Consider the following 25,546-nt stretch of genomic DNA (forward strand, 5'->3'; position numbering starts at 1 on the left):
TAAGCCCGAATAATTTTTTTATCTATGGGTTGTGGTGTTTGGTTATTATGCTGATGAAGCTGTAACTTAAACCGGACTAATCACATAGCTAATATATTATGCTATTGGAGTGTTTAACATTGAACGATCATCACCCTTGAAAAATTTATACAGTTGAAAAAAATTGGACGAATAGCCCTAAAAACCATACTCTGGATAATTGCAAGTATCCTTTTCCTGGTGCTGCTTGTAGTTGTACTCATACAGGTTCCTGCTGTACAGAATTTTGCCAAGAATAAAGCGGTGAATTTTTTACAGGGGAAGATCCATACCAAAGTACAAATCGGCCATATCAGCCTGGGCCTGCCCAAGCTGCTGGTATTGGAAGATGTTTATTTTGAAGATCAGAAAAAAGACACCCTCATTGCCGGCGAAAAACTAAAGGTTGATATCAGCCTGTTTAAACTGCTTCATCATAAGGTGGAGATCAATGAGATCAATCTGCAGGGCATTACCGCCAATGTAAGCCGTGGCGCCGACAGCGTTTTCAATTTCGATTATATCACCAAAGCTTTTGTGGGCGAGCAAAAAAAAGAGGTAAAACCCGAAGACACTACCTCAACCATGAAGTTTTCGCTGGATAAGATCATCCTTGACCGTATCAACATTAAATATAAGGATAAGATCACGGGCAACGATGTTAAATTCCTGTTGGGGCATTTTGATACCCGTATCAAGGATTTTGATATGGATAAAATGAAATTTTCTATACCCAAGATCACTTTATCCGATGTTAACGCCCGGATCATTCAAACACCGACTGGCCCCCCTCCTCCGGATACAGCTACGGCACCGCTTAATATGGATCTGAACCTGGGCGTTATAGATGTATCGAAAATAAAAGTAGATTACCAAAGCAGCGAAATGAACGCCAATGTCGACCTGAACAAGCTTTTGGTTGATATGGATAAGATTGATCTGAAGAAACAAAAGGTAGACATCAAAAGTATCGAGCTGAATAATACCAATGCGGCATTGAGCCTGGCTAAACCTAAAACGGTACAAAAAGCCATTGTAAAGGCCGTCAAAAAACTCGATACGCTGGTATCATCCCCACAAACATCTAAATGGGCTCTTACCCTGGGTAAGGTGAACTTTACCAATGATAATATCAAGTTTGATAATGAAGCACAGAAAGCCATACCCAAAGGACTTGATTTCGGACACATGGATATCCGAAGCCTTAACGCCGAAGCGGAGAATATTTCCTATAATCCCGATACTATTTCAGGTAAGATCAATTCCTTCAGCTTTAGCGAAAAAAGCGGACTAAAGATCAATAAGTTTCACACTGCTTTCTTTTACGGGCCTACCAATGCCTATATGAATGACCTTTTGCTGGAGACACCACAAACCGTTCTTCAAAAATCGGTACAGGTACGCTATCCATCTATTGCCGCCATTACCAAAAACATCGGATCATTGGGTATCAATGCCAATTTAGATGGCAGCCGCCTGGGATTAAAGGATGTGTTGCTACTGATGCCTACGATGGCTACCATGGAACCTTTTAAAAGTTCGCCGGGTACGGTTTTCAAAATAAACGGTAAGGTAAAAGGCCAGGTGAACAACCTGGATATCCCTGGCCTGGAAGTGAGCGGATTAGGCAGTACCCACATTAAGGCATCAGCCAAAATGAAAGGCTTGCCCGATGTAAATAAGGCTTATTTTGATGTTAACATAGCCGATTTTACCACGAGCAGTAAAGACATAGCCAAACTGGCTCCCGCGGGCAGCATCCCGGCCAACGTAAGCATCCCCGAAAAAATGAACCTAAAGGGTACATTTAAAGGCGGCATGACCAACTTTGATACCAAAATGCAATTACGCTCCAGCTATGGCGCAGTCGACCTGGTTGCCGCCATGAAAAACGGTGAACATAAAGGCAAGGAAATGTATACGGCTCACATCAAAGCCAATGACCTGAATGTGGGCGCCCTAACCAAACAGCCGCAAATGGTTGGCAAAATAACCATGAACGCCGATCTTAAAGGTATAAGCCTTGATCCTAAAAAAGCCAGTATACAATTTAATGGCAACCTGGCTAAAGCTTACGTGAAGGGTTATACCTACCAAAACCTGGTACTGAAAGGCAGTTCGGAGAATGGAAATTATACCGCCACCGCCCGTATGAAGGATCCAAACATCGATTTCAGCCTGGATGCTAAAGCTTATTTAAACCGCAAATACCCATCAGTTAACGGCACTTTACTGGTTGACAGTATCAACCTGCAAAAACTCAATTTTGTAAAAGACGACATGCGTTTCCACGGTAAAATGGTGGCCAACGTCCCAACCGCCGATCCGGATTACCTGAATGCTGATATATTAGCCACCGAACTATTGGTGGTAAATAAAGGACAACGCATACAGCTGGATACGGTAAGCCTTAAATCGACAGCTAATGCTGATAGTAGCACCCTGCGTTTAAAAACCCCAATTATGACAGCTCACATGGCCGGCAAATACAAGCTTACCCAAATAGCCGATGCCCTGCAGGATGTGATCAACAAGTATTTTAATACGGCTATCGCGGGCGGGCAGCAGGTGGCGGCGGTGAAAAGTCCAAAGTCAAAAGTTAAAAGCCGAAAAACTAAACTCAAAACTCAAAACTCAAAACCTGTCGCTCGCTATTCGCCGCAGCAATTTGTTTTTGAAGCCCGCCTGGTAAAAACACCACTGCTTACCCAATTTGTACCTGATCTGAAACAGCTGGACCCGGTACAGTTAAAAGGTAGTTTTAACAGCGAAACCGGCGAGCTCGTCGTAAACGGATCGATGCCTAAGGTGGTTTATGGCACCAACACGGTGAGCAACGTAACCTTGGCTATTAATACCAATAACAACGCGCTTAATTATAACATGGGGATCGATCAGATCAAAGTAGGCTCCTCGCTCAACTTGCTATACACCAGTCTTTCGGGCAAAGCTCAGGACAATAAACTTGATATCAGTTTACAAGTACGCGACAAAGCAAAAAAAGAGCGTTACCGCATTGCTGGTCTTTTCAGCATATTGCCCAATCAATACCAGTTTAATTTTGTACCCGACGGCCTTTTACTGGATTATACCCCATGGACCGTTAATGCCGACAATTATTTGCAATACGGCCCCAAGGGCATACTCGCGCATAATTTTACCATTACCAACAGCAACCAGGTATTGAGTATCAATAGTAATCCACAGGAATTTAACGCGCCTTTAACGGTTAATTTCACCAACTTCAGGATAGAAACGCTTACCAAAATTGCCCAGCAGGATTCGCTGCTGGTAGGTGGTACCATTAATGGCAAAGCCGATGTAAGCAACCTGGATAAATCGCCTCTGTTTACCGCCGCTATCGATGTAAACAACCTTAATTTCAAGGGGGATACTTTGGGTAATGTAGCGCTCAAGGTAAATAACCAAACCGAGAATGCTTACGCGGCCAGCGTAAGCATTACAGGCAAAGGCAATCAGGTTGACCTGACCGGCCTTTATTATACCAATCCGGAAAGCAGATTTGATATGAACCTGAATATTGTGAGCCTGAATATGAAGAGCATCGAAGGTTTTAGCTTTGGCAGTCTGCGTAATTCGTCGGGCAATATCAGCGGGCAGCTCAAAATAACGGGTACTACGGATGCGCCGTCCATCAGGGGGGATGTTAATTTTAATAAGGTTGGCTTTAACGTGGCTATGCTCAACTCCTATTTCCGCATGCCCCAGGAAAGTATCACCTTTAACGACCAGGGTATCCGCTTTAATGATTTTACACTGGTTGACTCCACTAATAATAAAGCGGTTATCAGCGGCAGCATCTTCACCAAAACCTATACCGATTTTGCCTTTGGACTGGATATCAATGCCCGCAACTTTAGGGCTATGAACTCCACCGAAGCCGATAACAAACTATATTACGGCAAATTGTTTATTGACACCCGTATTAAAATAAGGGGCAATATGAACAAACCGGTAGTTGATGCCAACTTGACAGTAAATGAAAAAACAGACATGACAGTTGTGCTGCCCACTACTGATCCAAGTGTAGAAGACCGCAAGGGTGTGGTTGTGTTTGTAAATCATGATGCCTCTAAATTGGATTCCATTTTGCTGGCCAAACGGCTCGATTCTTTGAAAAAGTCGCAGGTTACCGGGATGGATGTATCAGCAACCATCAATGTTAATAAAAATGCGGCCTTTACTATTGTAATTGATGAGTCGAACGGTGATATCGTACATCTTAAAGGTGAAGCCAGCTTAAACGCGGGTATCGATCCAAGCGGTAAGATCAATTTGACCGGTACTTACGAGGTAAACTCGGGCTCCTATGATCTGTCGTATGCCACCGTAAAACGTAAATTTAATTTCAAGAAAGGCAGTACCATTGTATGGACCGGCGACCCCACCAGCGCCAACATTGACCTTACAGCTATTTATGTAGCCAATGTGCCACCTATCGACCTGGTCGAAAGTCAGTTGACCGGCTCAGAGAATTCGGTTCAATACAAACAAAAACTACCTTTCAATGTAAATCTGAAACTTAAAAATCAATTACTTACACCAGATATTAGCTTTGATATTGTACTGCCCGATAGCAGCTACTCGGTATCAAGCGAGGTAACCACCAATGTGAATACCCGTTTGGCCCAGGTACGCCAGGATCCAAATGAAATGAATAAGCAGGTACTCGGGGTATTGGTATTGGGGCATTTCATCGGGGATAACCCGCTACAGAGCCAAGGGGCAGGATTTTCGGCCGAGGGCTTGGTGCGTAACAGTGTGAGCAGCCTGCTATCAGATCAATTGAACAAACTTGCCGGCAACCTTATCGACGGTGTGGATCTGAACTTTGGTTTAACATCGGGCGAGGATTATTCTTCAGGTACGGCCACCAACCGCACGGATCTGAACGTGGGCGTATCCAAACGTTTCCTTAACGACAGGCTCACCGTAACTGTTGGCAATAACTTTAACCTGGAAGGCAATCAACAGGGGCAAAAAGCCACCAATATAGCGGGAGATGTATCTGTAAATTATAAATTAAGTAAAGATGGCCGTTATGCCCTGCGTGCTTATCGCCGCGATGAATTCATTGTAATACAAGGTCAGATCATTGAAACCGGTTTAGGCTTTACGCTTACCGTTGATTACAATCGCTTCAGAGAAATATTCCGGAAACGCACCACTCAGGAACGAGCCCTGCGCCGCAAATATTTACAGGAAGAAAAAGAAAAGAAACAAAAAGAGGATGATGCTATAAAAGCGCAAAATGAGGCTATAAAAGCAGAGGAGCAAAAGCCACAAGAGCAAAAAAAGCAAACCACCACTTCAAACTAAACTTATGATCAAACACTTTAAATATATATTATTTGTGTCCGTTGTACTAAGTGCCTGTAGTAATACCAAATATCTCACATCCGGCCAGAAACTGTATACCGGTGGCGAAGTAAAAATTGAGGATAAGGATATTAAAAAAAGTGACGCTAAAGCATTAAAAACAGAAATGGACGCGCTGTTGCGCCCAAAGCCCAACAGCTCCATTTTAGGCCTAAGAGTTAAATTATGGATATATAACAAAACCCGCACTAAAAAGACAAAAGGACTTGCCCACTGGCTCAATACCAAATTTGGCGAGCCCCCGGTTCTGGCAAGTGCGGTTGATCTGGAAAGAAACAGCAACATAGTCCAGAACCGCTTACAAAACGAGGGCTATTTTCAGGCACAGGTAACCGGCGACACCGTCAGTAAACCCAAAAGCAAAACAGCAAAAGCGGTATACACCGCAGCCACCGGACCTGTTTACAAAATACGAAAAGTGACATTTCCGGGTGGTAAAGAAAGCATTGATACCGCCGTAGCGGGTACAGCAGCCCAAACTTTTTTAAAGCCTGGCAATAACTATAACCTGGATGTGATCAAAAACGAACGGATACGTATAGATGCCCGTTTGAAAGAAGAAGGATTTTATTATTTTGCTCCCGAAAACCTGATCATGAAGGTGGATAGCGCAGTTGCCAACCACCAGGTTGATATTTCGGTAGCTGTTAAGAGAAGTACAGCCGACCGGGCAAAGGAAATCTACACCATTAACGATATTTATGTGTATCCCAGCTATTCACTCCGCGATACTTCATTAATGTTGGATAAAGGCTATAAGTATCGCTGGTATCACATTGTTGAGAAACGAAAAACAGTGAATAGCTACATTTTTGCCAATACTGTTTTGCTGCGCCCCGGTGAGGTTTACAACCGTACCGATCATAATAATTCCTTAAACCGTTTTGTAAACCTGGGGCCATACAAATTTGTAAAAAACAGGTTTGAGGATGTATCTGAAGATTCATCTAAACTGGATGTATACTACTTTTTAACCCCCTACAAAAAGAAATCGTTACAGCTGGAATTATTAGGTCGCACCACCTCGGCCAATTATACCGGCACACAAATAAATATCAACTGGCTCAATCGTAATGCATTTAAAGGTGGTGAGGCCTTAAAAGTAACGCTGTTTGGTAGCACCGATGTGCAGTTTGGCGGTAATAACAACGGTTTTAATGTGTACCAAGCGGGTATTCAAACAACCCTATCATGGCCACGCTTTATCAGTCCTATATATCCTAAGGCTGATAATGCTTATATCCCCCATACTAATTTTACCCTGGGTTATACGCTGGTTGATCGCCAAAAGCTATACAGGCTAAACTCCTTTAATGCCTCTTTTGGCTACCAATGGAAGGAATCGGTCCATCGTTCGCATGAGTTAAATATCTTCAACTTTAATTTTGTTAACCCACAGCATATCTCACAGCTGTATTTGGATAGTATTAATAACCCAAAAAATATCAACCCGGCTTTAAAACATGTTATTGATAAACAATTTATTTTTGGCCCAAGCTACGGGTATACCTATACCAATACCACCGAAGATTACCGTACCAATTCGTTTTATTATAATGGCAAAGTAAGCCTCTCAAACAATTTATATGGCATTATTTCCGGGGCTGATACTGTGAAGGGTAAAGTGAAACAGATCTTCGGCGCCAACTTTAACCAGTATGTAAAAATAGAGAACGAAATTAGGTTTTTTCATAAAACCGGTCCCAACAGCAAGTTTGCCAGCAGACTATTGGTGGGTGTCGGCCTCCCTTATGGCAACTCAACCCAGCTGCCTTACAGCCAACAATTTTTTATAGGTGGCCCTAACAGTTTGCGTGGTTTTCAGGCGCGTACTATAGGCCCGGGTTCTTATGTGGTTAAAGTCAATCCCGGTAATTTTTTTCCAGATCAATCGGGCGATATCAAGATAGAAGCCAACCTTGAGTACCGGCCAAAATTGTTCAGCATTGTGTATGGCGCCTTGTTTGTTGATGCGGGTAATATTTGGCTAAAAAACTCAAACGGCTTACAACCAGGTGCCGTTTTCACCAAAAACTTTTTAAATGATATGGCTGTCGATGCCGGATTTGGTCTGCGCTTCGATCTAACTGTATTGGTATTACGTACCGACTTAGGTGTACCACTAAGATATCCCTACAGCCGGCCAGGAAAAAAAGAATGGGACATGAACTTCCGCTACAGCGTATTTAACCTGGCCATTGGTTACCCTTTTTAATTTAATTATTGAATTAGTGAGTTAGTGAAATATTGAATGAAATGTTCATTTTTACTTCCTTTACTATTAAACTTTAAAATCGCTAATTCACTAATTAAAAAATGACTTCTATTCCCCTACAAATTATTGACCTGCATGACGATGGTTTTCACCCTCTGCTGGAGGTTAATCTATTTGGCAAAGCTTTTACCGTAGTGCTGGATACAGGGGCATCTAAAACGGCATTTGACCGTACGGCACTTTTCGAAGCCAATGAAACTATGGCCATATTAGCCAGCGACAGGCTTTCAACCGGCCTGGGTACCAATACCATGGAGTCATTCACTGCCGTGATCAGCGGGATGCAAATAGGCGATATGCCCATTGCTGATTTTGAAGTAGCTGTGCTTGATCTTTCCACCATTAATATAGCTTACAGCCAAATGGGCCATCCGCAGGTATTGGGTGTTTTGGGTGGCGATATCCTGATGAAATACAAAGCTGTAATAGACTATGGCAAGCAGGTACTGAAATTAAAAAAGCCACGATTCTAAACAATCATATACGCTAAAGTAATTTTTATTTGCCCCTGTTAATCTTAGATAAAACTCATCCCTTCGGTTTTAACCTCATTTTATGTGGTCGTTGCCTTTTAACAAACCATTATTTTAATAATGACTTATAAGTTGTTATTAAAATCCAGCTATCCATTATTCCAGAAATATTTACAAAATATATAAATAATAAATATTTTACTATGTTAGTAAAACGTTTTATCTATATACTTTGGCATAACATAGAATATTCATTATGCTTATTTTAGAAAATAAACAATAATTAATACAAATCTAATAACCTATCTAACCAATTGTAAAACATGAAAAACAAATTAATGAACCTGATTTATGGGACCATGTTGGCCTCCGTAATCTTTTCCTGTAAAAAATCAGCAAGCGTTACACCTGATGATGCTGTCAACAAAACAGCTAACAAAATCACTGCTACTGTAACCCCTATTGGAACTGTAATTTATACCAGTGCCGGGTATAAACTCACATTTACAAATAAAGAGGCAACCTTTGATGATCAGGAACGCCAGAATTTTGTAAATACCTTTTTTACCGTGTACCCACAAATGGCAAACCGCTTTAATACATCGGCAACCAAAAACGTCACTTTTATTGTTGACCCTGCTTATAACGGAGTAGCAGCCACCTCTAATGACATTACTACATTTAGTCCCGCCTGGTTCAAAAGCAATCCCGCCGATTACGACGTAGTTACTCATGAAGTAATGCACATCGTACAAGCCTACCCCGGCGGTGTACCCGGATGGCTTACCGAGGGGCTGGCAGATTACAGCCGTTATAAATTCGGGGTTAATAATGCCAATGCGGGCTGGTCGCTCCCGGCATGGTCATCATCACAAAAATACACGGATAGTTACAGAGTTACAGCCCGCTTCTTTGCCTGGCTGGAGCTACACGTAAACAGCTCTATCTTAAACAATCTAAACAGTATTTGCCACAATGGTAGTTATACCAGCAATACCTGGGTACAGCTTACCGGCAAAACGGTAGATCAATTATGGGCGCAGTATTCTGCCAGTCCTGCTTTATAAATATCATATTTAAGCATAAAAAAAAAGCGGCTGTTTCATTTTGAAACAGCCGCTTTTTAATTTTATAAGCTCCCAAGAGCCAATATGCTATGTATCTATTTTGGCGTATTTGGCATTGCGCTCAATAAATTCGCGGCGAGGTGCTACTTCATCGCCCATCAGCATACTGAAGGTATGATCACATTCAGCCGCGTTTTCAATAGTAGCGCGTTTTAATGTACGGGTTGCAGGGTTCATGGTGGTATCCCATAATTGGATATCATTCATCTCACCCAAACCTTTGTAGCGCTGTACATGTACACTATCTTCTTTACCGGCACCTTTTAGGCGTTGTATAGCAGCATCGCGTTGCGCATCGTTCCAGCAATATTCAGAGTCCTTACCTTTTTTAACCTGGTATAATGGCGGCGATGCGATGTAAACATAACCAGCCTCAACCAGCTCCTTCATATAACGGAAGAAGAATGTAAGGATCAAGGTGGTAATATGCGAACCATCCACGTCGGCATCCGTCATGATAATGATCTTATGATAACGTAATTTGGAAATGTTCAACGCCTTATCATCTTCAGGAGTACCGCGGCTTACGCCCAAACCGGTAAACATGTTCTTGATCTCCTCGTTCTCATATATCTTGTGCTCCATGGCTTTCTCCACGTTGAGAATCTTACCACGCAGTGGTAAAATGGCCTGGTATTCGCGGTCGCGGCCCTGTTTGGCGGTACCACCCGCCGAGTCACCTTCCACCAGGTATATTTCGCAAAGTGAAGGGTCGTTATTAGCACAATCGGATAGCTTACCCGGCAAACCAGATCCGGTCATTACGCTCTTGCGCTGTACCAGTTCACGGGCCTTGCGGGCAGCGGCACGGGCTGTAGCAGCCAGTATCACTTTGTTAACAATTAGTTTAGCTTCTTTCGGATTCTCTTCCAGGAAGTTACCCAGAATTTCGCCTACAGCCATATCAACGGCACCCATTACCTCGTTGTTACCCAATTTGGTTTTGGTTTGCCCCTCAAACTGTGGCTCCTGCACTTTTACCGAAACTACGGCGGTTAAACCCTCGCGGAAGTCATCACCGGTGATCTCGATCTTCATGTTTTTCAACAAGCCCGATTTATCGGCATAAGCCTTCAGCGTACGGGTAAGCCCTCTGCGGAAACCGGCTACGTGTGTACCGCCTTCAATAGTATTAATGTTATTTACGTAAGAGAATACATTCTCGGAGTAAGTATCATTATATTGAAAGGCCAGCTCAACAGGGATACCATTTTTTACACCATCCAGGTAAATAGGATCTGGAATGATGGATACCCGCGTTCCGTCTAAAAACTTAACAAACTCGCGTAAGCCACCTTCTGAGTAAAATTCTTCCGAAGGGAAAGAACCATCCTCGTTAGGGAAACGTTCATCGGTTAAAGTAAGGCGGATACCTTTGTTTAAGAATGCCAGTTCGCGCAAGCGGCCGGCAAGTGTTTCGTATTTATATTCAGTGGTGAACTGGAATATTTCCGGATCGGGCTGAAAAGTTTGGGTAGTACCCGTTTTGTCAGATACACCTATTTCCTTTACATCAAACAAAGGCTTACCCCGTTCATACTCCTGGGTAAATATTTTTCCTTCGCGGTGCACCACGGTTTTAACATGGGTTGATAGCGCGTTAACGCAACTTACACCCACACCGTGCAAACCGCCGGATACCTTATAGGTATCTTTATCGAATTTACCACCGGCGTGTAAAACCGTCATTACTATTTCCAGTGCCGATTTACCTTCTTTGGTATTGATGCCCGTGGGAATACCCCGGCCATTATCAACAACGGTAATGGAATTTCCTTTATGAATAGTAACATTTATAGTATCGCAGTAACCGGCCAGGGCCTCGTCAATGGAGTTATCAACAACCTCATATACTAAATGGTGCAAACCTTTAACGCCGGTATCACCAATATACATGGAGGGGCGCTTACGTACCGCCTCTAAACCTTCTAATACCTGTATATTATCTGCTGAATAATTGGATTTGTCCTGATTTTCTTCGCTCATATTTATTTAGTACAACAACCTTCAAAATTACGAAATTAACACGAGATTAACGATTAGTTGTTGATAAAAAAGCAGGTGTGGAATACTGGCTGAATCATAATTAACTTCGTTGAAGGCTTTGCCGTTTTCAGAATTAAAGAATTAACAAAATTGATCCGTCAAAATTCTGAATATTCTACAATTCTTAAAATTCTGATTCAGACAATGAAATTAGGATACTTGTAATGAAAGATTATCTTTGTCAAAATTTTTACTTAAAAAAGATAAATCTTCGGTGCTTGCACAAAGAAGTTGATTAAAAAACAACGGCACCAACTATAAACAAACGCCAGCTAAATAAAACACGAAAAAATCGATCAATTAGATGAAAACTACGGCTTCAACATTAACAAAGTTCACATTAGGGATATTAATTGCAGGAAGCATAGCCGCCTGCAATCAGAATAAAACTGCCGATAAACCCGCAGCTGCTGCAACCACTGCGCCAAGCGAGGCTAAAGAGTCTATCGTATATGTAAATTCAGATAGTTTGCTAAACAAATACGACTATTTTAAAGATATGTCAAAACGTTTGGAAGATAAAGGCAAGGCTTCACAAGGTGATTTACAGGCTAAAGGTCAGGCTTTTCAGCGTGAGGTTGCCGAGTATCAAAAAAATGCAGCTACTCTTCCTGCCGATCAGCGCCAGGCTACAGAACAACGTTTACAACGTAAACAGCAGGAATTGCAAGGTTACCAACAAAATGCCAATGCCGAGTTTCAGAATGCTCAGGCAACCGAAAACGCTAAATTGTATGATAAAATAGCCGATTTTACAAAATCTTACGCTAAAGAAAAAGGATACAAACTGGTATTAACTTATTCAAAAGCCAACCCAACCGTATTATATGGCGACCCTTCACTCGATGTTACTGCCGATGTGGTAAAACGCCTGAACGAAGCTTACGCTAAAGACAAGAAGTAATTGGCCGATGAGATCTGAATCAGAATTTTCAGAATTTAAGAATTACCAGAATCAATTAACCAGAATTTTGAAAATTTAATAATTCTGAAAATTCTGATTCAGACAATAAAAAATCATAAAATATTAACTTTAAAAACCTCAACTTCGGCTGAGGTTTTTTTAATTTAGAAGTATATGCAAAATACGGTTCACGAAAAGTTTATGCAGATAGCGATTGAACTGTCTGAATATAATGTAAAGCAAGGCACCGGCGGCCCTTTTGGCGCTGTTATAGTAAAGGATGGAATGATTGTGGCACGCAGCGCTAACCGTGTTGTGCCTACCAATGACCCCACCGCGCATGCCGAAGTTTCGGTGATACGCCTGGCCTGCCAGGAGTTGGGAACTTATGACCTTTCGGGCTGTGAAATTTATACCAGCTGCGAGCCCTGCCCCATGTGCCTAGGCGCAATTTACTGGGCACGTATTGATAAGGTTTATTATGCCAATACCAAGGCAGATGCTGCGGCTATAGGCTTTGATGATCATTTTATTTACAATGAGCTGGAAAGCCCTATGGCCGAGCGTAAGCTCCCCTTTATACAATTGCTTAGGGACGAGGCCATGACAGCATTTAAGCTTTGGGAAACAACAGAAAATAAAACGGACTATTAAAAAAACATGATTGTCATCCTTTGCTCAGGATGGCAAACCTTATTCGTTTTCCTCTTCCTTCTTATCAAAAAAATCATCTTTCAGATCGTCAATTTCCCGGCGGTCGCGTTTGGTTGGGCGGCCCGTACCCCTGTCGCGTTTTAATATTGGCGCATGGAACATGGATTTGAAAGCCTGGGTCTGCTCTACAGGAGTTATATCCTCATAAAAATTCACCGCGGTTTTGGCGTCAACCCGGTTTTCCAATAATCCGGTTACACGTACCACTTTACGTTCAATTCCTTTAGCAACCTGGTAGGTATCGCCAATTTTCACCTCGTATGATGGCTTGATGTTTTTGCCATCCAGTTTTACACGCCCCGCCTTGCAGGCATCCGATGCCAGGGTGCGTGTTTTAAAAAGCCTGATGGCCCACAGGTATTTATCTATCCTTAATTTTTCTTTTTCGGGCATGGGTAAAAGTCGAACTTCAAAATTAAGAAATACCGGGCAAATTATGATGAAGAACCTCACCCCGCCCCTCTCCAATGGAGCGGGAGTAAAAAACTTAAGACCTGTTAAGTGAAGTCCTCTCCTTTGGAGAAGATTTAGAAGAGGTCCTTGATCCAAAACTCCCCCCGTAACTACAGGGTTAATTTAAAGGCTATTACTTAATAATTTGATAATCTAAATTTCGCATTATGTAAAAGCTGCCGCCCTACATTTAATCCAATACAAGAAATCCGGTTTACCCGGTTTGTAAAAGAAAATATTAGTTATAAAAAAAGACCCCTGAAGGTCATAACCTAAAAATGGATTTTGCGAACGGCTCAATGTCGGTTGGCAATTTAATTCAAAAACCCGATGAATGAAATTTTAAAACAAAAGGCGGCAGGTATCAAATTACTGATAACCGATTGCGATGGCGTATTAACAGATGCCGGAGTTTATTATGGCAGCAATGGTGAGGATCTGAAAAAATTTAACATGCGCGATGGCATGGGCGTTGAGCGGTTACGCAAATATGCAGGTGTACAAACCAGCATCGTTACTGGCGAACTATCACCATCTATAGCCAAAAGAGCCGAAAAACTACAAATAACCGAGTTGCATTTAGGTATAAAAGATAAGGTAGCCGTTTTTAAGGATATCTGTAACCGTTTAAACTTACACCCAGAACAGGTGGCCTATATAGGCGACGATTACAATGACCTGGACGTAATAAGGCTGGCTGGCTTAACCGCTTCTCCCGCAGATGCCCTGCAGCGTATCAAAAATGAAGTAGATATTATCTGTAACTTAAACGGAGGAGAAGGCTGTTTCCGTGAATTTGCCGAATTGATCATCGATGCAAAAAGTAACGCGTTTTCGGCCAGTAACTATAGCGGCACTATTACTTTAAATAATGGTAAGGTGATTGGCAAAGGCCAGCCAAGTTATATTATTGCCGAAATTGGCATTAACCACAACGGATCACTGGAAACAGCTAAAAAACTAATCGACGAAGCAGTGGCCGCTAAAGCCGATGCGGTTAAGTTTCAGAAACGTACCCCGGAGATTTGTGTACCTAAAGATCAGTGGGAAATTATGCGCGATACACCATGGGGCCGTATAAGCTACATAGATTACAAACGCAAAACGGAATTTGGCATTGCAGAATACGCCACTATTGATCAGTACTGTAAAAAACTGGGTATCGACTGGTTTGTATCTGCCTGGGACGTGCCATCGGTTGATTTTATGGAACAGTTTGATACCGTAATGTACAAACTGGCCTCAGCATCATTAACCGACTTTGCACTCATACAACGTATCCTGGAAACCGGTAAACCATTAATGCTGTCAACCGGCATGTCAACCATCAAAGAGATCGAGGCCACCATGAACTATATTATGGCATTTGATGAAAATTATCCGCTGTTCATAGCGCATTCTACCTCGGCTTACCCATGCCCGCTGCAGGAGCTTAATCTGAAAATGATCCAAACATTGGAAGCCAAATATCCGGGTATTCCGGTTGGATACTCTGGTCACGAAACCGGACTGGCCACCACAGTAGCAGCAGTTACCCTGGGTGCTACCTTTGTAGAACGCCACTTTACGCTTGACCGTGCCATGTGGGGATCTGACCATGCCGCTTCTGTTGAGCCGCAAGGCCTGCAACGTTTGGTACGTGACATCCGCGATGTGGAAACCGCACTTGGTGATGGACAGAAAAAGGTTTACGAATCTGAGCTGGCCCCCATGAAACGCTTACGGGTTAACATCAGCGACGAATATAAAGAGAAACCACTGGCTTAATTAATAGTAATCCCGTATACTTTTACTTTCTGCACAAAAAGTAAAAGTATACGGGATTATCCTAGTAAATATTTTCTTATTACTTTACTGTAATGGTTTTGGTTTGCGTAGTGTGTGCACTAAAATAACCAAGTGTTGAAGGGGTAATATTAGTAGGAGGATCTGAGGGCGTAACACCTCCCCCCGGACCATTATAGTTTTGCTGCATTAGGGTTAGCCAGTAAGTATATATCGATTTATCAACACACTGCATCTCCACGATCACTTTATCCCCCGGATTTATACCAATATCATCTTCCATCAGATCAAAGCTCACGCTGTTTCCATCCGTAAAATCGTCATTATTTACTAATACCCGCTTTACCCGTGCACCGTTAACATACATCAGAAAGTTATACTGGTTGGCCACTCCCTTTGGATCCTGGTAATGAACTGTTATTTTACGCGTACCATCACTACTGTTAAATCTGCTGTCTGAAGATGAAATGGATTTTAATGCAACCAGTTGCGGCATTATAGAACTGGCCTTATAGGTTTTTCCATTGATAACCACGTTCATGGTATAAATATTCCCTGCAACGCCAACCATTTTAGGGGTTGTGTAGGTACCGGCAGGCCCTTCGGTAAATTTGTAAACAGTGCCACCCTGATCTGTAACGGTAACTATTGCTCCTGTTACCGGAGGGTAGGTATTGGTATTGGAAACAGCCACATTAGTATTAAGCTTTATGGTTTGCGGACCCAATACATCGGTAATGTTTCCTTCAATAACCAGCCTGTCTGTTTCACTATCCAGCCTGACATCGATCACTTTATCGCAGGAAGTAATGACCAGGATAAAGGCAAATAACATGAAATAAATAAGGGGATTTTTCATAGGTCATGTTTTTAGGTTAAAAATTAAAATTCCAGGTAACCGACGGGATGAGTGTTGGAAAAAGACTTGTCTCAACCGCCTCGGTAGTATTAGGTACAGTCTTACTATCTCTGAATGTTATACTATATGGGTCTCTGTGCGCGTAAACGTTGTAAATACTGAATGTCCAGCTGGAGTGATATTTTTTATGTTCTTTCCCTTCGAGCGTGGCGCCAAAATCTAGCCTGTTGGATGAAGGCATACGGCGCCCGTTTCGTTGTGTATAGGAAAAGGTTGTTAACCCACCCGAGCTGTATTTTCCGGTAGGGTAAGTAACAGCATTCCCGGTACCATAAATAAAGGTGCTTGAGAAAGACCAGCGTTTATTAAGCTGATAGATACCAACAACAGAAACATCATGCGTACGATCCTGCCTTGCGGGAAAGTAATGTCCACTATTAATGGCATCAAACCGGCGCTCGGTTCGGGATAAAGTATAACCTATCCATCCATTGAAACGGCCATACTTTTTCTTCAAAAGCAATTCGATGCCATAAGCCCTGCCCGTACCGTAAGTAAGCAGCGACTCCACATCCTGATTAACCAAAAGCTGGGCACCATCTTTATAATCAATCTGGTTCTGCATCCATTTATAATATACTTCTGTTGAAAATTCAAAAGTATTATCACCAAAATTCCTGAAGTAGCCGGTAGATACCTGATCTGCTATTTCGGGCTTTATGTTATTGCTGCTCATCACATACAAATAGGTAGGTGAATTACTTGATGAATTACTGAGCAAATGAATATTTTGGGTATTACGGTTGTAGGAAGCTTTTATTGAATTTTGATCGTCTATGATATAATTTGCCGTAAAACGTGGTTCCAGGTTGATGTATTTTTTCACCAGGTCGGTTCTGGAATTATATATTTTGGCGCTTGTAACATTACCGGCATTGTTATAGGTTTTAAATGTTCCGGGGCCTAGTAAAAACAATCCGCTTAGTCTTAAACCATAAAGGAAAGTTAAATGCTTATTTACATTCCATTCATCGCTTGCATACAGGGCATTTTCAAAACCATGTCTTTTTTCAACATGTTTATTGTTATAACTTGAATTTTGAGGAGAAGTGATATCCCCTGGGGTGATATCATGGTACAGGATATTGAATCCAAATTTTAGTGTGTGTTGATAGCCAATGGAATATTGCAGATCCTCCTTTAAATTAACATCATTAATTTGCGAGGTAGCTTTAAATGAACGCGCATTATCCTGAAGACCCTGTACAACAAAATTATAATTGCTGTAAATTACAGAAGTGTTGGAAAACAGCTTGCTGTTGAATATGTGATTAAACCTTAGTGTACCGGTTTTATTCCCCCAGTTTGTTCCTAAAACATCTTTTAAGGCCAAAACATCTTTCCCAAGATAACCTGAAATATAAATGGCATTTTTATCATCAAAATGCCAATTGGCCTTGGCATTTACATCATAAAAATATAGTGAGTTACCCCTTATACTGGTATCTGTTGTGAGTTTTAAAAAAAGATCAACATAAGTTCTGCGGGCGCTCACCATGAACGATCCTTTATCTTTTACAATAGGTCCTTCAATTTTGATCCTTGAAGAAATAAGACCGATACCACCCTGTCCGCCAAAATCTTTATCATTGCCATCATTCATCTTAACATCCAATACAGAAGATAAGCGGCCACCATATTCGGCCGGCATCCCTCCTTTATAGATATTGACATCCTTAATAGCATCTGAATTGAACGTAGAGAAAAAGCCCAGTAAGTGCGATGCGTTATATATCGGGGCTTCATCCAGCAAAATGAGGTTTTGATCTGATGCCCCGCCCCGTACATAAAAGCCGGTATTCCCTTCGCCCGCCGACTTAATACCTGGCAGCAGGGTTATCGTTTTCAGAATATCCCTTTCGCCTAACAATACAGGTACCTGGTTAATTTGCAACATGTTCAATTTCTCCACACCCATCTGGGGCGATACTACATTGTCATTACTCAAGCGCTTGCCTGTTACAACAACCTCTTTCAACCCATTTTTGGCAGATAAGGAAATATTAACAACCTGGTTTTTATGAAGAGCTATTTTTTGAGTAACAGGGTTATATCCAACACAGGTAAATAATACAGTATATTCCCCTTCTGCAACAGCCAGCGAATAAAATCCATAATTATTGGTTGCCGTACCAACTGCCGGGAGTTCCTGAAGGGTAACAGAAGCCCCTATTAAGGTTTCACCTGAGGCAGCATCCTTAACAGTTCCGTTAATGGTAGCCTTCTTTTGAGCGTAGGCAGTAATGGTGGTCAGTGTTATGAAAACAGTAAAGATAGATCTGGCCATTTGCATATAGCACTAAGGTATCCGTATCTACCACTAAACTATTTTAATTTATACGAAACCCAGTATAAATTATAGGAAGTGCACTATCGCTCATACTAAAAAATATAAGCGTTAAGCAAAAAAATCATGCGTATTAATAAATTATTAAAGCAACATTTGGTATAATAATTTACACATTTGGTATAAACAAAATTTACACCCTGTTTAAAATATTTATTTTTAAATGATCAGACATCCGATGAAACCTGAAACTGATACAAAGGAGTTAAATAATGATATGCTCATACAGTTTTTAAGCAGCAAAAAGTATAGGATTTATAGGCATATCGCACTGGTTTTATTTCTTGGAGCCATATTTTCAAGCACCAGGGATACGTTTATTGAACCGGTTAACACCTATTTAAAAATCACCTTCTTTCTTATCCTGTTGCTGTTGTTTTACATCAACATGTACGTATTGATACCCCGCTTTGTATTTAATGCCAGTTATGTAAAATATTTTATATGGGTAATGATACTATTTGGCGTGGCTCTGGTATTTTTTGTATCAGGAAAATATATGATCAACCCTTACTTTAAGTTTCACTACAAAGCCAGTAACGAAAACACCAGTATCCTTCTGTTTACTTTTATAACGCTGATATTCCTGATCCTGATAGCGGCTTCTGCCGCTATTAAATTATTTCAGCACTCCATCGTTGTTAATCAGCGGATCAATGATCTGGAAACAGTTACTATACAGGCCGAATTGGAACAATTAAAAAACCAGATCAATCCGCATTTTTTATTTAACATGCTCAATAATGTTAACGTATTAACACAAACCAATCCCGAAAAGGCTTCGCAAGTAGTTATGAAGCTAAGCGATTTGCTCCGTTACCAGCTTTATGACAGTACCCGGAACAAGGTTTTGCTTACTGCTGAGATCCGTTTTTTAGAAGATTTTTTAAACCTCGAAAAAATACGGCGTGATAATTTTGAGTTCATTATGTCAAGAGAAGGCGACATCAGTGGCGTACAGGTATCCCCCTCACTTTTTATTACCTTTGTTGAAAATGCGGTAAAACATAACATGGATGCCGAAAAAACATCCTATATTCACGTATTTTTTAAAGTAAAGCACAACGAGATCGATTTTAATTGCATTAATTCAAAACCCCGGATCGAAGTGACCAGTAATGGTAATGGCGGGTTAGGACTGGGAAATGTAAAGCGAAGACTGGAATTGCTTTATCCGGAAAAACACTTTTTCCGGATCCAGGACGACAAAGATAAATTCCGTGTTGACTTAAAAATTATCCTATGAATTGCATTATTGTTGATGATGAGCCCTTAGCCCGGGAGGCCATTCAGTTATTTGCCAATAAAACTCCTAATCTACAATTACTCAATAGTTTTGGAAGTGCCAATGCTGCGGCAAAATTCATTAACGAAAATCCGGTCGATCTCATTTTCCTGGATATCCAGATGCCGGGCCTCAGCGGAATGGAATTTGCCAAAATGATCCCCTCCAAAACTTTACTTATTTTCACTACCGCTTATGCCGAATATGCATTGGAAGGCTTTGAGGTTGAAGCCATTGATTACCTCATTAAACCCATACGGCATGAACGCTTTTTGAAAGCGGTAAATAAAGCGCAGTTTTACCAGGACATTTTAAAAGCCGATCATTCGAACAGCAAAATTGAGAATATCGCGGAGGACTACTTTTTTGTTAAAGCCGACCGGAAATATATCAAGATCTATTTTAAAGATATCTTATTTATTGAAGGCCTTAAAGATTATGTGGTGATGCAAACCGAAGATCAAAAGATCATCACCGCTATGAATATTAAAACCATTCATGAACAGTTACCGCAAAACCTTTTCGCCCGGATCAGCAAATCGTATATCATTAATATCAATCAAATAACCGCTTTTGATAATAATACGGTGAACATCCGCAAATATGAAATATCCATTGGCAACACTTACCGCACTTACTTTTTTGATGAATTTGTGACCAAGAAAATATTGAGCCGATAAAACCTCTTCTTCATTAATCAGACTTCCCCTTCAACTTTAAATTCTAAAGCGTTAGCTTAATTAGCTCCTGTTTCAAAAGGTTAGCGACTAATCGCCTAATTTCAATCAATTCTCCCTAAAATTCCTTTAATTTGCCAAAAGTTTAATTTTACCAATGCAAGATCTTAAAAAACTGATTGAAGATGCCTGGGAAGACAGGAATCTGCTGAACTATAATGAATATACCACCGCTATCGAAACCGTTATTGAGCGGTTGGATAAAGGCGAGATCCGTGTGGCCGAACCAATTGGTTCACGCTGGCATGTGAACGAGTGGATTAAAAAAGCAGTAGTGCTGTATTTCCCTACCCGCCAGATGGAAGAAATTAAAGTTGGCCCTTTTGTTTTTCATGATAAAATGAAACTGAAGACCAATTATAAAGCCGAAGGCGTTCGTGTGGTACCTCACGGTATTGCCCGCTATGGCGCTTACCTGGCAAAAGGTGTTATCATGATGCCATCGTATGTAAACATTGGCGCTTATGTGGATGAAGGCACCATGGTTGATACCTGGGCTACTGTAGGTTCATGCGCGCAGATAGGCAAACATGTACACTTAAGCGGTGGTGTTGGTATTGGTGGTGTACTGGAACCATTGCAAGCTGCCCCGGTTATTATTGAAGACAACTGCTTCCTGGGTTCACGCGCTATTGTGGTTGAAGGTGTGCATGTAGAGCGCGAGGCTGTATTGGGTGCCAACGTGGTTTTAACCGCGTCAACCAAGATCATCGACGTAACTGGTTCAACTCCGGTTGAATATAAAGGCCGTGTACCGGCGCGTTCGGTAGTTATTCCGGGTTCATACACTAAAAAATTCCCTGCCGGCGATTACCAGGTACCTTGTGCCCTTATCATTGGCACCCGCAAGGAATCAACCGATAAAAAAACATCATTGAACGACGCGTTAAGAGAAAATAACGTAGCGGTTTAGTAATTGGTTGATTATGTTGGATTAAGTGAGTAGTTAGATGTTAAATATTTAACTAATTAACCATTCACTTAATCAACCACTCACCTAATCAACATAAAATGAAAATACTAATAAGGCTGCCCAACTGGCTTGGCGATGTGGTGATGAGCACCGCATTTGTTAACGCGGTTGGTCAGCTTTATCCTGATGCTCAGATCGATGTGATCATCAAAAAAGATCTCAGTAATATTGCCCCGTTGATACCGGGCTTAACCCAAATCCATCCTTTTTCAAAACGGGAATTTAGTGGCCTTGGCGGTGTTTACCGTTTTGGTAAAAAACTGAAAGCAGATAAGTACGATCTCTTTTTTAATCTACCTCAATCACTTTCATCGTTAGTAATGGCCTGGGCAACCGGTGCAAAAAAGCGGGTAGGCTTTGGTAAAGAAGGTGGCTTTTTTTTACTCACCAATTCCCTTAAAAAGCCTGCTAACCTGCACCGAGTTGACGAATACCTATCCTTACTGGAGCAATTTACCGGTAAAACAATTCCTCATAAACAAGTAACATTAAATGCTCCTGCAACAGCACCCAAACAAAACAACCGGCTGCTCATCAACTTTAATTCCGAAGCATCATCGCGCAGGATGCCGCTGGATAAAGGACAGGCACTGCTGAATAAATTAACCGCTGCTTTTCCGGATATTACCTTTGGGTTAATCGGTGCAGCTAAAGAGGCCGATTTTGTAACACAGCTTATTACCGGTGCTGAAAACCCGGAGAGATTAGAAAACTATGCCGGCAAAACTGATCTGCCTGGTTTATGCAGCCTGATGGCACAAAGCTCGGCCATGTTAACTACCGATTCGGGGCCTGCCCATTTGGCCAACAGTGTGGGTACGCCTGTTATCGTCTTATTCGGTGCAGGCAATGAGCATAACACGGCCCCTTATAACAAACAAAATTTAACCGTATTGCGTTATGGTAAACTAACCTGCGAACCTTGTGTACGCAATACCTGCAAGCTTTATGGCGTTCCGCGTTGTATGGAACTGCTGGATGAATTGCAAATTATAAACGCGTTAAATCAAGAGTTAAGATATAAGAGCCAAGAACCAAGAGGAAAAAACATTTAACTGTTTTCTTGATTCTTGACTCTTGGTTCTTGATTCTAATAAAATATACCAACCATGCTTAAAGACGAAGTTGCCAAAGCACTAAAAATAGTACAGGAAGGCGGCATTATCCTGTACCCTACCGATACCATTTGGGGTATTGGCTGCGATGCCACCAATACCGAAGCCGTACAAAAAATATATCGCCTGAAACAACGCGATGAAGCCAAAAGCATGATCATTTTGCTGGATACCGAAAACAAACTGGAAAGCTATGTACAGGAGGTTAATGCCCTGGCTTATGACCTGATTGAATATGCCGAAAACCCTTTGACCCTGGTTATGCCGGGCGCCAAAAATATTTCACCGGCTTTAATAGCTCCCGATGGCAGCGTGGGTATCAGGGTAACCAGTCACCAGTTTTGCCAGCAATTGATACAGCGGCTGCGTAAACCGCTGGTATCAACATCGGCCAATATCAGCGGCAAGCCATCTCCGCAATATTTTTCGCAGATAGACCAGGAGATCGTTGATGGTGTTGACTATGTGGTTGATATTGATCAGCACAGCAAAGAGATCAAAAACCCATCAACCATTATGAAACTGGCTCCCGATGGTACGTTTGAGTTTCTACGTAGGTAGGAAATAGAGGCAAGAGATAAGAGTCAAGAATCAAGAAAAATAACTATGCCTTTTGTGTCTTGATTCCTGGCTCTTGACTCCTGATTCTTTTTATGTTTTTAGAACTTAGGATTTACCATTACCTTTGACCTTCGTTTTAGAATTTAGATTTTAGAACTCAGAATTTTATTAAGCTACATGAAAGCCCACCTTCAGCATTCCGTATTTTCTATAATATCAAAACTTGCAGCACAGCACAATCTGCAGGTTTACGCTATTGGTGGCTTTGTACGCGATATTTTCCTTAAACGCCCTTCAAAAGATATTGATATTGTTATTATAGGCAATGGTATCGCTTTTGCCGAAGCCGTGGCGGCCAAATTAAAAGTAAAGGTAGCCGTGTATAAAAACTTCGGCACCGCGTCACTTAAATACCAGGATCTGGAAGTGGAATTTGTAGGTGCCCGCAAAGAATCGTACCGCCGCGATTCCAGGAAACCCATCGTAGAGGACGGCACATTGGAGGATGATCAGAAACGCCGTGATTTTACCATCAACGCGTTGGCTATTTCGCTGCATCCTGATACTTTTGGCGAACTGCTCGATCCGTTTAACGGCCTAGTCGATCTGGAACGCAAACTGATCCGGACACCGCTTAACCCCAACGAAACTTTTTCTGATGATCCGCTGCGCATGATGCGTGCTATCAGGTTTGCTACACAGCTTAATTTCCGGATAGATGATATAGCCGTAGAAGCGATCAGGAACAATGCCGATCGTATCAGCATCATATCGCAGGAGCGTATCACCGACGAGTTGAACAAGATCATCCTGTCGCCGGTACCTTCCATTGGTTTCAACTATTTATTTGATACCGGCCTGCTGCATAAAATATTCCCGCAGATGACCAACCTGTACGGGGTTGACTATATAGATGGCAAAGGCCATAAAGACAATTTTTATCATACCCTGCAGGTATTAGATAATATTTGCGAAACCACAACCGACCTTTGGCTGCGCTGGGCTGCCATACTACATGACATTGCCAAACCAGCTACCAAACGTTTTGAACCCGGCCACGGCTGGACCTTTCATGGTCACGAAGACCGTGGCGCCCGCATGGTACCTAAAATATTTGCCCAGTTAAAATTGCCGCTTAACGAAAAAATGAAGCAAGTGCAAAAACTGGTGCAGCTTCATTTACGCCCCATTGTATTATCACAATCCATCGTTACCGATTCGGCCGTTCGACGGTTACTTTTTGAGGCTGGAGATGATATTGAAGGCCTGATGTTGTTGTGTAAAGCAGACATTACCACCAAAAACGAATATAAGGTTAAAAAGTATCGTAACAATTTTGAGTTAGTTCAACAAAAATTAAAAGATGTTGAAGAACGAGACAGCATCAGAAACTGGCAACCACCTGTTACCGGTAACGATATTATGCAACTTTTTGGCCTTCAGGAGGGCCGTGAGGTAGGAATTATCAAAAATCAGATACGTGAAGCCATACTGGAAGGCGAAATTCCCAACAACCGCGAAGCGGCTTTAAATTTTACAATAAGCAAAGGTTTAGAAATTGGCTTAAAAGTTGTGGCAGACACAAAATTGAATTAAAAGATTATTTTTGTCCCCAAAATTCACAAAAACAATGGCACTATACAGGTTCAGGGTAACTTTCGAAGATTATGATGATGTAATGAGAGAGATTGATGTAAAATCAAATCAAACCTTCGAGGATCTCCACCGCGCAATACACCAGTCAACCGGTTACAATCCCGAGTTTTCATCTTCCTTTTATATCAGTAATGACCAATGGACAAAAGGTGAAGAAATTACTTATTTACCTAATCAAAAAAGGATAGACCGTGGCGTATCATTAATGAGCAATGTAAAACTGCTGAGTTTTATTGATGATCCGCATCAAAAATTTTACTATACTTTTAATTTCGACCGTCCTTTTGATTTTCACGTCGAACTGATGAAGATCATTCTGGACGAAACACCCGGCACCACTTATCCTGCCGTTATAAAATCTGTTGGCGAAGCACCAAAACAATTCGGTAATGTATTTAACCCAACCATTATACCACCTACTAACGAAGATTTCGACTTCCTGAATGAGATGACCTTTAACCCCGAAGATGCAGAAGACTTTTCGGAAGTAACAGATACCGAGGTTGATGACCTGCCGGAAGAAAAACACGAAGCCGAGGAGGAGGAAGAAGATGAATTTGGGAACGAGTTTGCCGATGATGAAGGCTTTGATGAAGAAGACCGTCCGCATCGTGGTGGTGGTGATGATTATTAATAGCGATTTAATAAAATAATACTATACAGATACGTCATTGCGAGGAACGAGGCAATGTATGTTATTTTACAAATTTGTCATCCTGAGGAACGAAGGATCTGTTACCGAATAGATTCTTCGCTCC

General features: G+C 41.6%; 18 protein-coding genes. 14 read left to right on the forward strand and 4 right to left on the reverse strand.

All coding sequences use genetic code 11. The features are described 5' to 3' along the window. The first annotated feature begins 153 nt into the window (after window positions 1–153). From FHW89_RS17715 to FHW89_RS17730, 4 genes are all read left to right on the forward strand, one after another. On the forward strand, window positions 154–5,358 hold the full coding sequence (locus tag FHW89_RS17715; RefSeq protein ID WP_172336389.1) for a translocation/assembly module TamB: 5,205 nt from the start codon (window positions 154–156) through the stop codon (window positions 5,356–5,358). Between the two features lie 4 nt (window positions 5,359–5,362). Beyond that, the gene (locus FHW89_RS17720; protein WP_172336390.1) at window positions 5,363–7,633 is read left to right on the forward strand and encodes a BamA/TamA family outer membrane protein; all 2,271 of its coding nucleotides are present in this window, start codon (window positions 5,363–5,365) and stop codon (window positions 7,631–7,633) included. A 101-nt stretch (window positions 7,634–7,734) separates the two neighbouring features. After that, on the forward strand, window positions 7,735–8,166 hold the full coding sequence (locus FHW89_RS17725) for an aspartyl protease family protein (protein WP_172336391.1): 432 nt from the start codon (window positions 7,735–7,737) through the stop codon (window positions 8,164–8,166). A 323-nt stretch (window positions 8,167–8,489) separates the two neighbouring features. Further along, the gene (locus tag FHW89_RS17730; RefSeq protein ID WP_216650608.1) at window positions 8,490–9,233 is read left to right on the forward strand and encodes a basic secretory family protein; all 744 of its coding nucleotides are present in this window, start codon (window positions 8,490–8,492) and stop codon (window positions 9,231–9,233) included. Between the two features lie 87 nt (window positions 9,234–9,320). Here FHW89_RS17730 and gyrB read toward each other — a convergent pair whose 3' ends face one another. Next, the gene (gene gyrB / locus FHW89_RS17735; RefSeq protein ID WP_172336392.1) at window positions 9,321–11,279 is read right to left on the reverse strand and encodes a DNA topoisomerase (ATP-hydrolyzing) subunit B; all 1,959 of its coding nucleotides are present in this window, start codon (window positions 11,277–11,279) and stop codon (window positions 9,321–9,323) included. A 364-nt stretch (window positions 11,280–11,643) separates the two neighbouring features. Between gyrB and FHW89_RS17740 the strand changes: the two genes are divergently transcribed. Both FHW89_RS17740 and FHW89_RS17745 read left to right on the forward strand, forming a co-directional pair. After that, window positions 11,644–12,243 (forward strand): OmpH family outer membrane protein, encoded by a 600-nt coding sequence (locus FHW89_RS17740; RefSeq protein WP_172336393.1) that lies wholly within the window; start codon window positions 11,644–11,646, stop codon window positions 12,241–12,243. Window positions 12,244–12,417: 174 nt separating this feature from the next. Next, complete coding sequence (locus tag FHW89_RS17745) at window positions 12,418–12,897, forward strand: nucleoside deaminase (protein WP_172336394.1); 480 nt, start codon at window positions 12,418–12,420, stop codon at window positions 12,895–12,897. A gap of 39 nt (window positions 12,898–12,936) precedes the next feature. On the opposite strand, the gene FHW89_RS17750 is transcribed toward FHW89_RS17745, so the two are convergent. Next, window positions 12,937–13,350: an RNA-binding S4 domain-containing protein gene (locus FHW89_RS17750; protein ID WP_172336395.1), complete on the reverse strand. Its 414-nt coding sequence runs from the start codon at window positions 13,348–13,350 to the stop codon at window positions 12,937–12,939. Between the two features lie 390 nt (window positions 13,351–13,740). Here FHW89_RS17750 and FHW89_RS17760 point away from each other — a divergent pair, with 390 nt between their 5' ends. After that, window positions 13,741–15,177 carry an N-acetylneuraminate synthase family protein gene (locus tag FHW89_RS17760; protein ID WP_253952261.1) on the forward strand — a complete coding sequence of 479 codons (1,437 nt, stop codon included), beginning with the start codon at window positions 13,741–13,743 and terminating at the stop codon, window positions 15,175–15,177. Window positions 15,178–15,256: 79 nt separating this feature from the next. On the opposite strand, the gene FHW89_RS17765 is transcribed toward FHW89_RS17760, so the two are convergent. Both FHW89_RS17765 and FHW89_RS17770 read right to left on the reverse strand, forming a co-directional pair. Continuing rightward, the gene (locus FHW89_RS17765) at window positions 15,257–16,054 is read right to left on the reverse strand and encodes a DUF4249 domain-containing protein (protein WP_172336396.1); all 798 of its coding nucleotides are present in this window, start codon (window positions 16,052–16,054) and stop codon (window positions 15,257–15,259) included. Between the two features lie 16 nt (window positions 16,055–16,070). After that, window positions 16,071–18,401, reverse strand: coding sequence for a TonB-dependent receptor (locus FHW89_RS17770; protein WP_172336397.1), 2,331 nt, complete (start codon window positions 18,399–18,401; stop codon window positions 16,071–16,073). Window positions 18,402–18,639: 238 nt separating this feature from the next. On the opposite strand from FHW89_RS17770, the gene FHW89_RS17775 reads away from it, so the two are divergent. The 7 genes from FHW89_RS17775 to FHW89_RS17805 all read left to right on the forward strand — a co-directional run bounded on the left by FHW89_RS17775 (window position 18,640) and on the right by FHW89_RS17805 (window position 25,422). Then, window positions 18,640–19,707, forward strand: a complete 1,068-nt coding sequence (locus FHW89_RS17775; protein WP_172336398.1) for a sensor histidine kinase — start codon at window positions 18,640–18,642, stop codon at window positions 19,705–19,707. Continuing rightward, window positions 19,704–20,426, forward strand: coding sequence for a LytTR family DNA-binding domain-containing protein (locus FHW89_RS17780; RefSeq protein WP_172336399.1), 723 nt, complete (start codon window positions 19,704–19,706; stop codon window positions 20,424–20,426). The genes FHW89_RS17775 and FHW89_RS17780 overlap by 4 nt, the downstream gene beginning before the upstream one ends. A gap of 154 nt (window positions 20,427–20,580) precedes the next feature. Beyond that, window positions 20,581–21,396 carry a 2,3,4,5-tetrahydropyridine-2,6-dicarboxylate N-succinyltransferase gene (locus tag FHW89_RS17785; RefSeq protein ID WP_172336400.1) on the forward strand — a complete coding sequence of 272 codons (816 nt, stop codon included), beginning with the start codon at window positions 20,581–20,583 and terminating at the stop codon, window positions 21,394–21,396. A gap of 98 nt (window positions 21,397–21,494) precedes the next feature. Then, on the forward strand, window positions 21,495–22,511 hold the full coding sequence (locus tag FHW89_RS17790) for a glycosyltransferase family 9 protein (protein WP_172336401.1): 1,017 nt from the start codon (window positions 21,495–21,497) through the stop codon (window positions 22,509–22,511). A gap of 54 nt (window positions 22,512–22,565) precedes the next feature. Next, a complete protein-coding gene (locus FHW89_RS17795; RefSeq protein WP_172336402.1) occupies window positions 22,566–23,132 on the forward strand; it encodes an L-threonylcarbamoyladenylate synthase in 567 nt (188 codons plus the stop codon). Between the two features lie 177 nt (window positions 23,133–23,309). Continuing rightward, window positions 23,310–24,728 carry a CCA tRNA nucleotidyltransferase gene (locus tag FHW89_RS17800; RefSeq protein ID WP_172336403.1) on the forward strand — a complete coding sequence of 473 codons (1,419 nt, stop codon included), beginning with the start codon at window positions 23,310–23,312 and terminating at the stop codon, window positions 24,726–24,728. Window positions 24,729–24,762: 34 nt separating this feature from the next. Next, entirely contained in the window at window positions 24,763–25,422 is a 660-nt protein-coding gene (locus FHW89_RS17805; protein ID WP_172336404.1) for a hypothetical protein, read from the forward strand. The last annotated feature ends 124 nt before the right edge of the window (window positions 25,423–25,546 follow it).

This window comes from Mucilaginibacter sp. SG564 (assembly GCF_013149275.1).
Taxonomy (GTDB): Bacteria; Bacteroidota; Bacteroidia; order Sphingobacteriales; family Sphingobacteriaceae; genus Mucilaginibacter.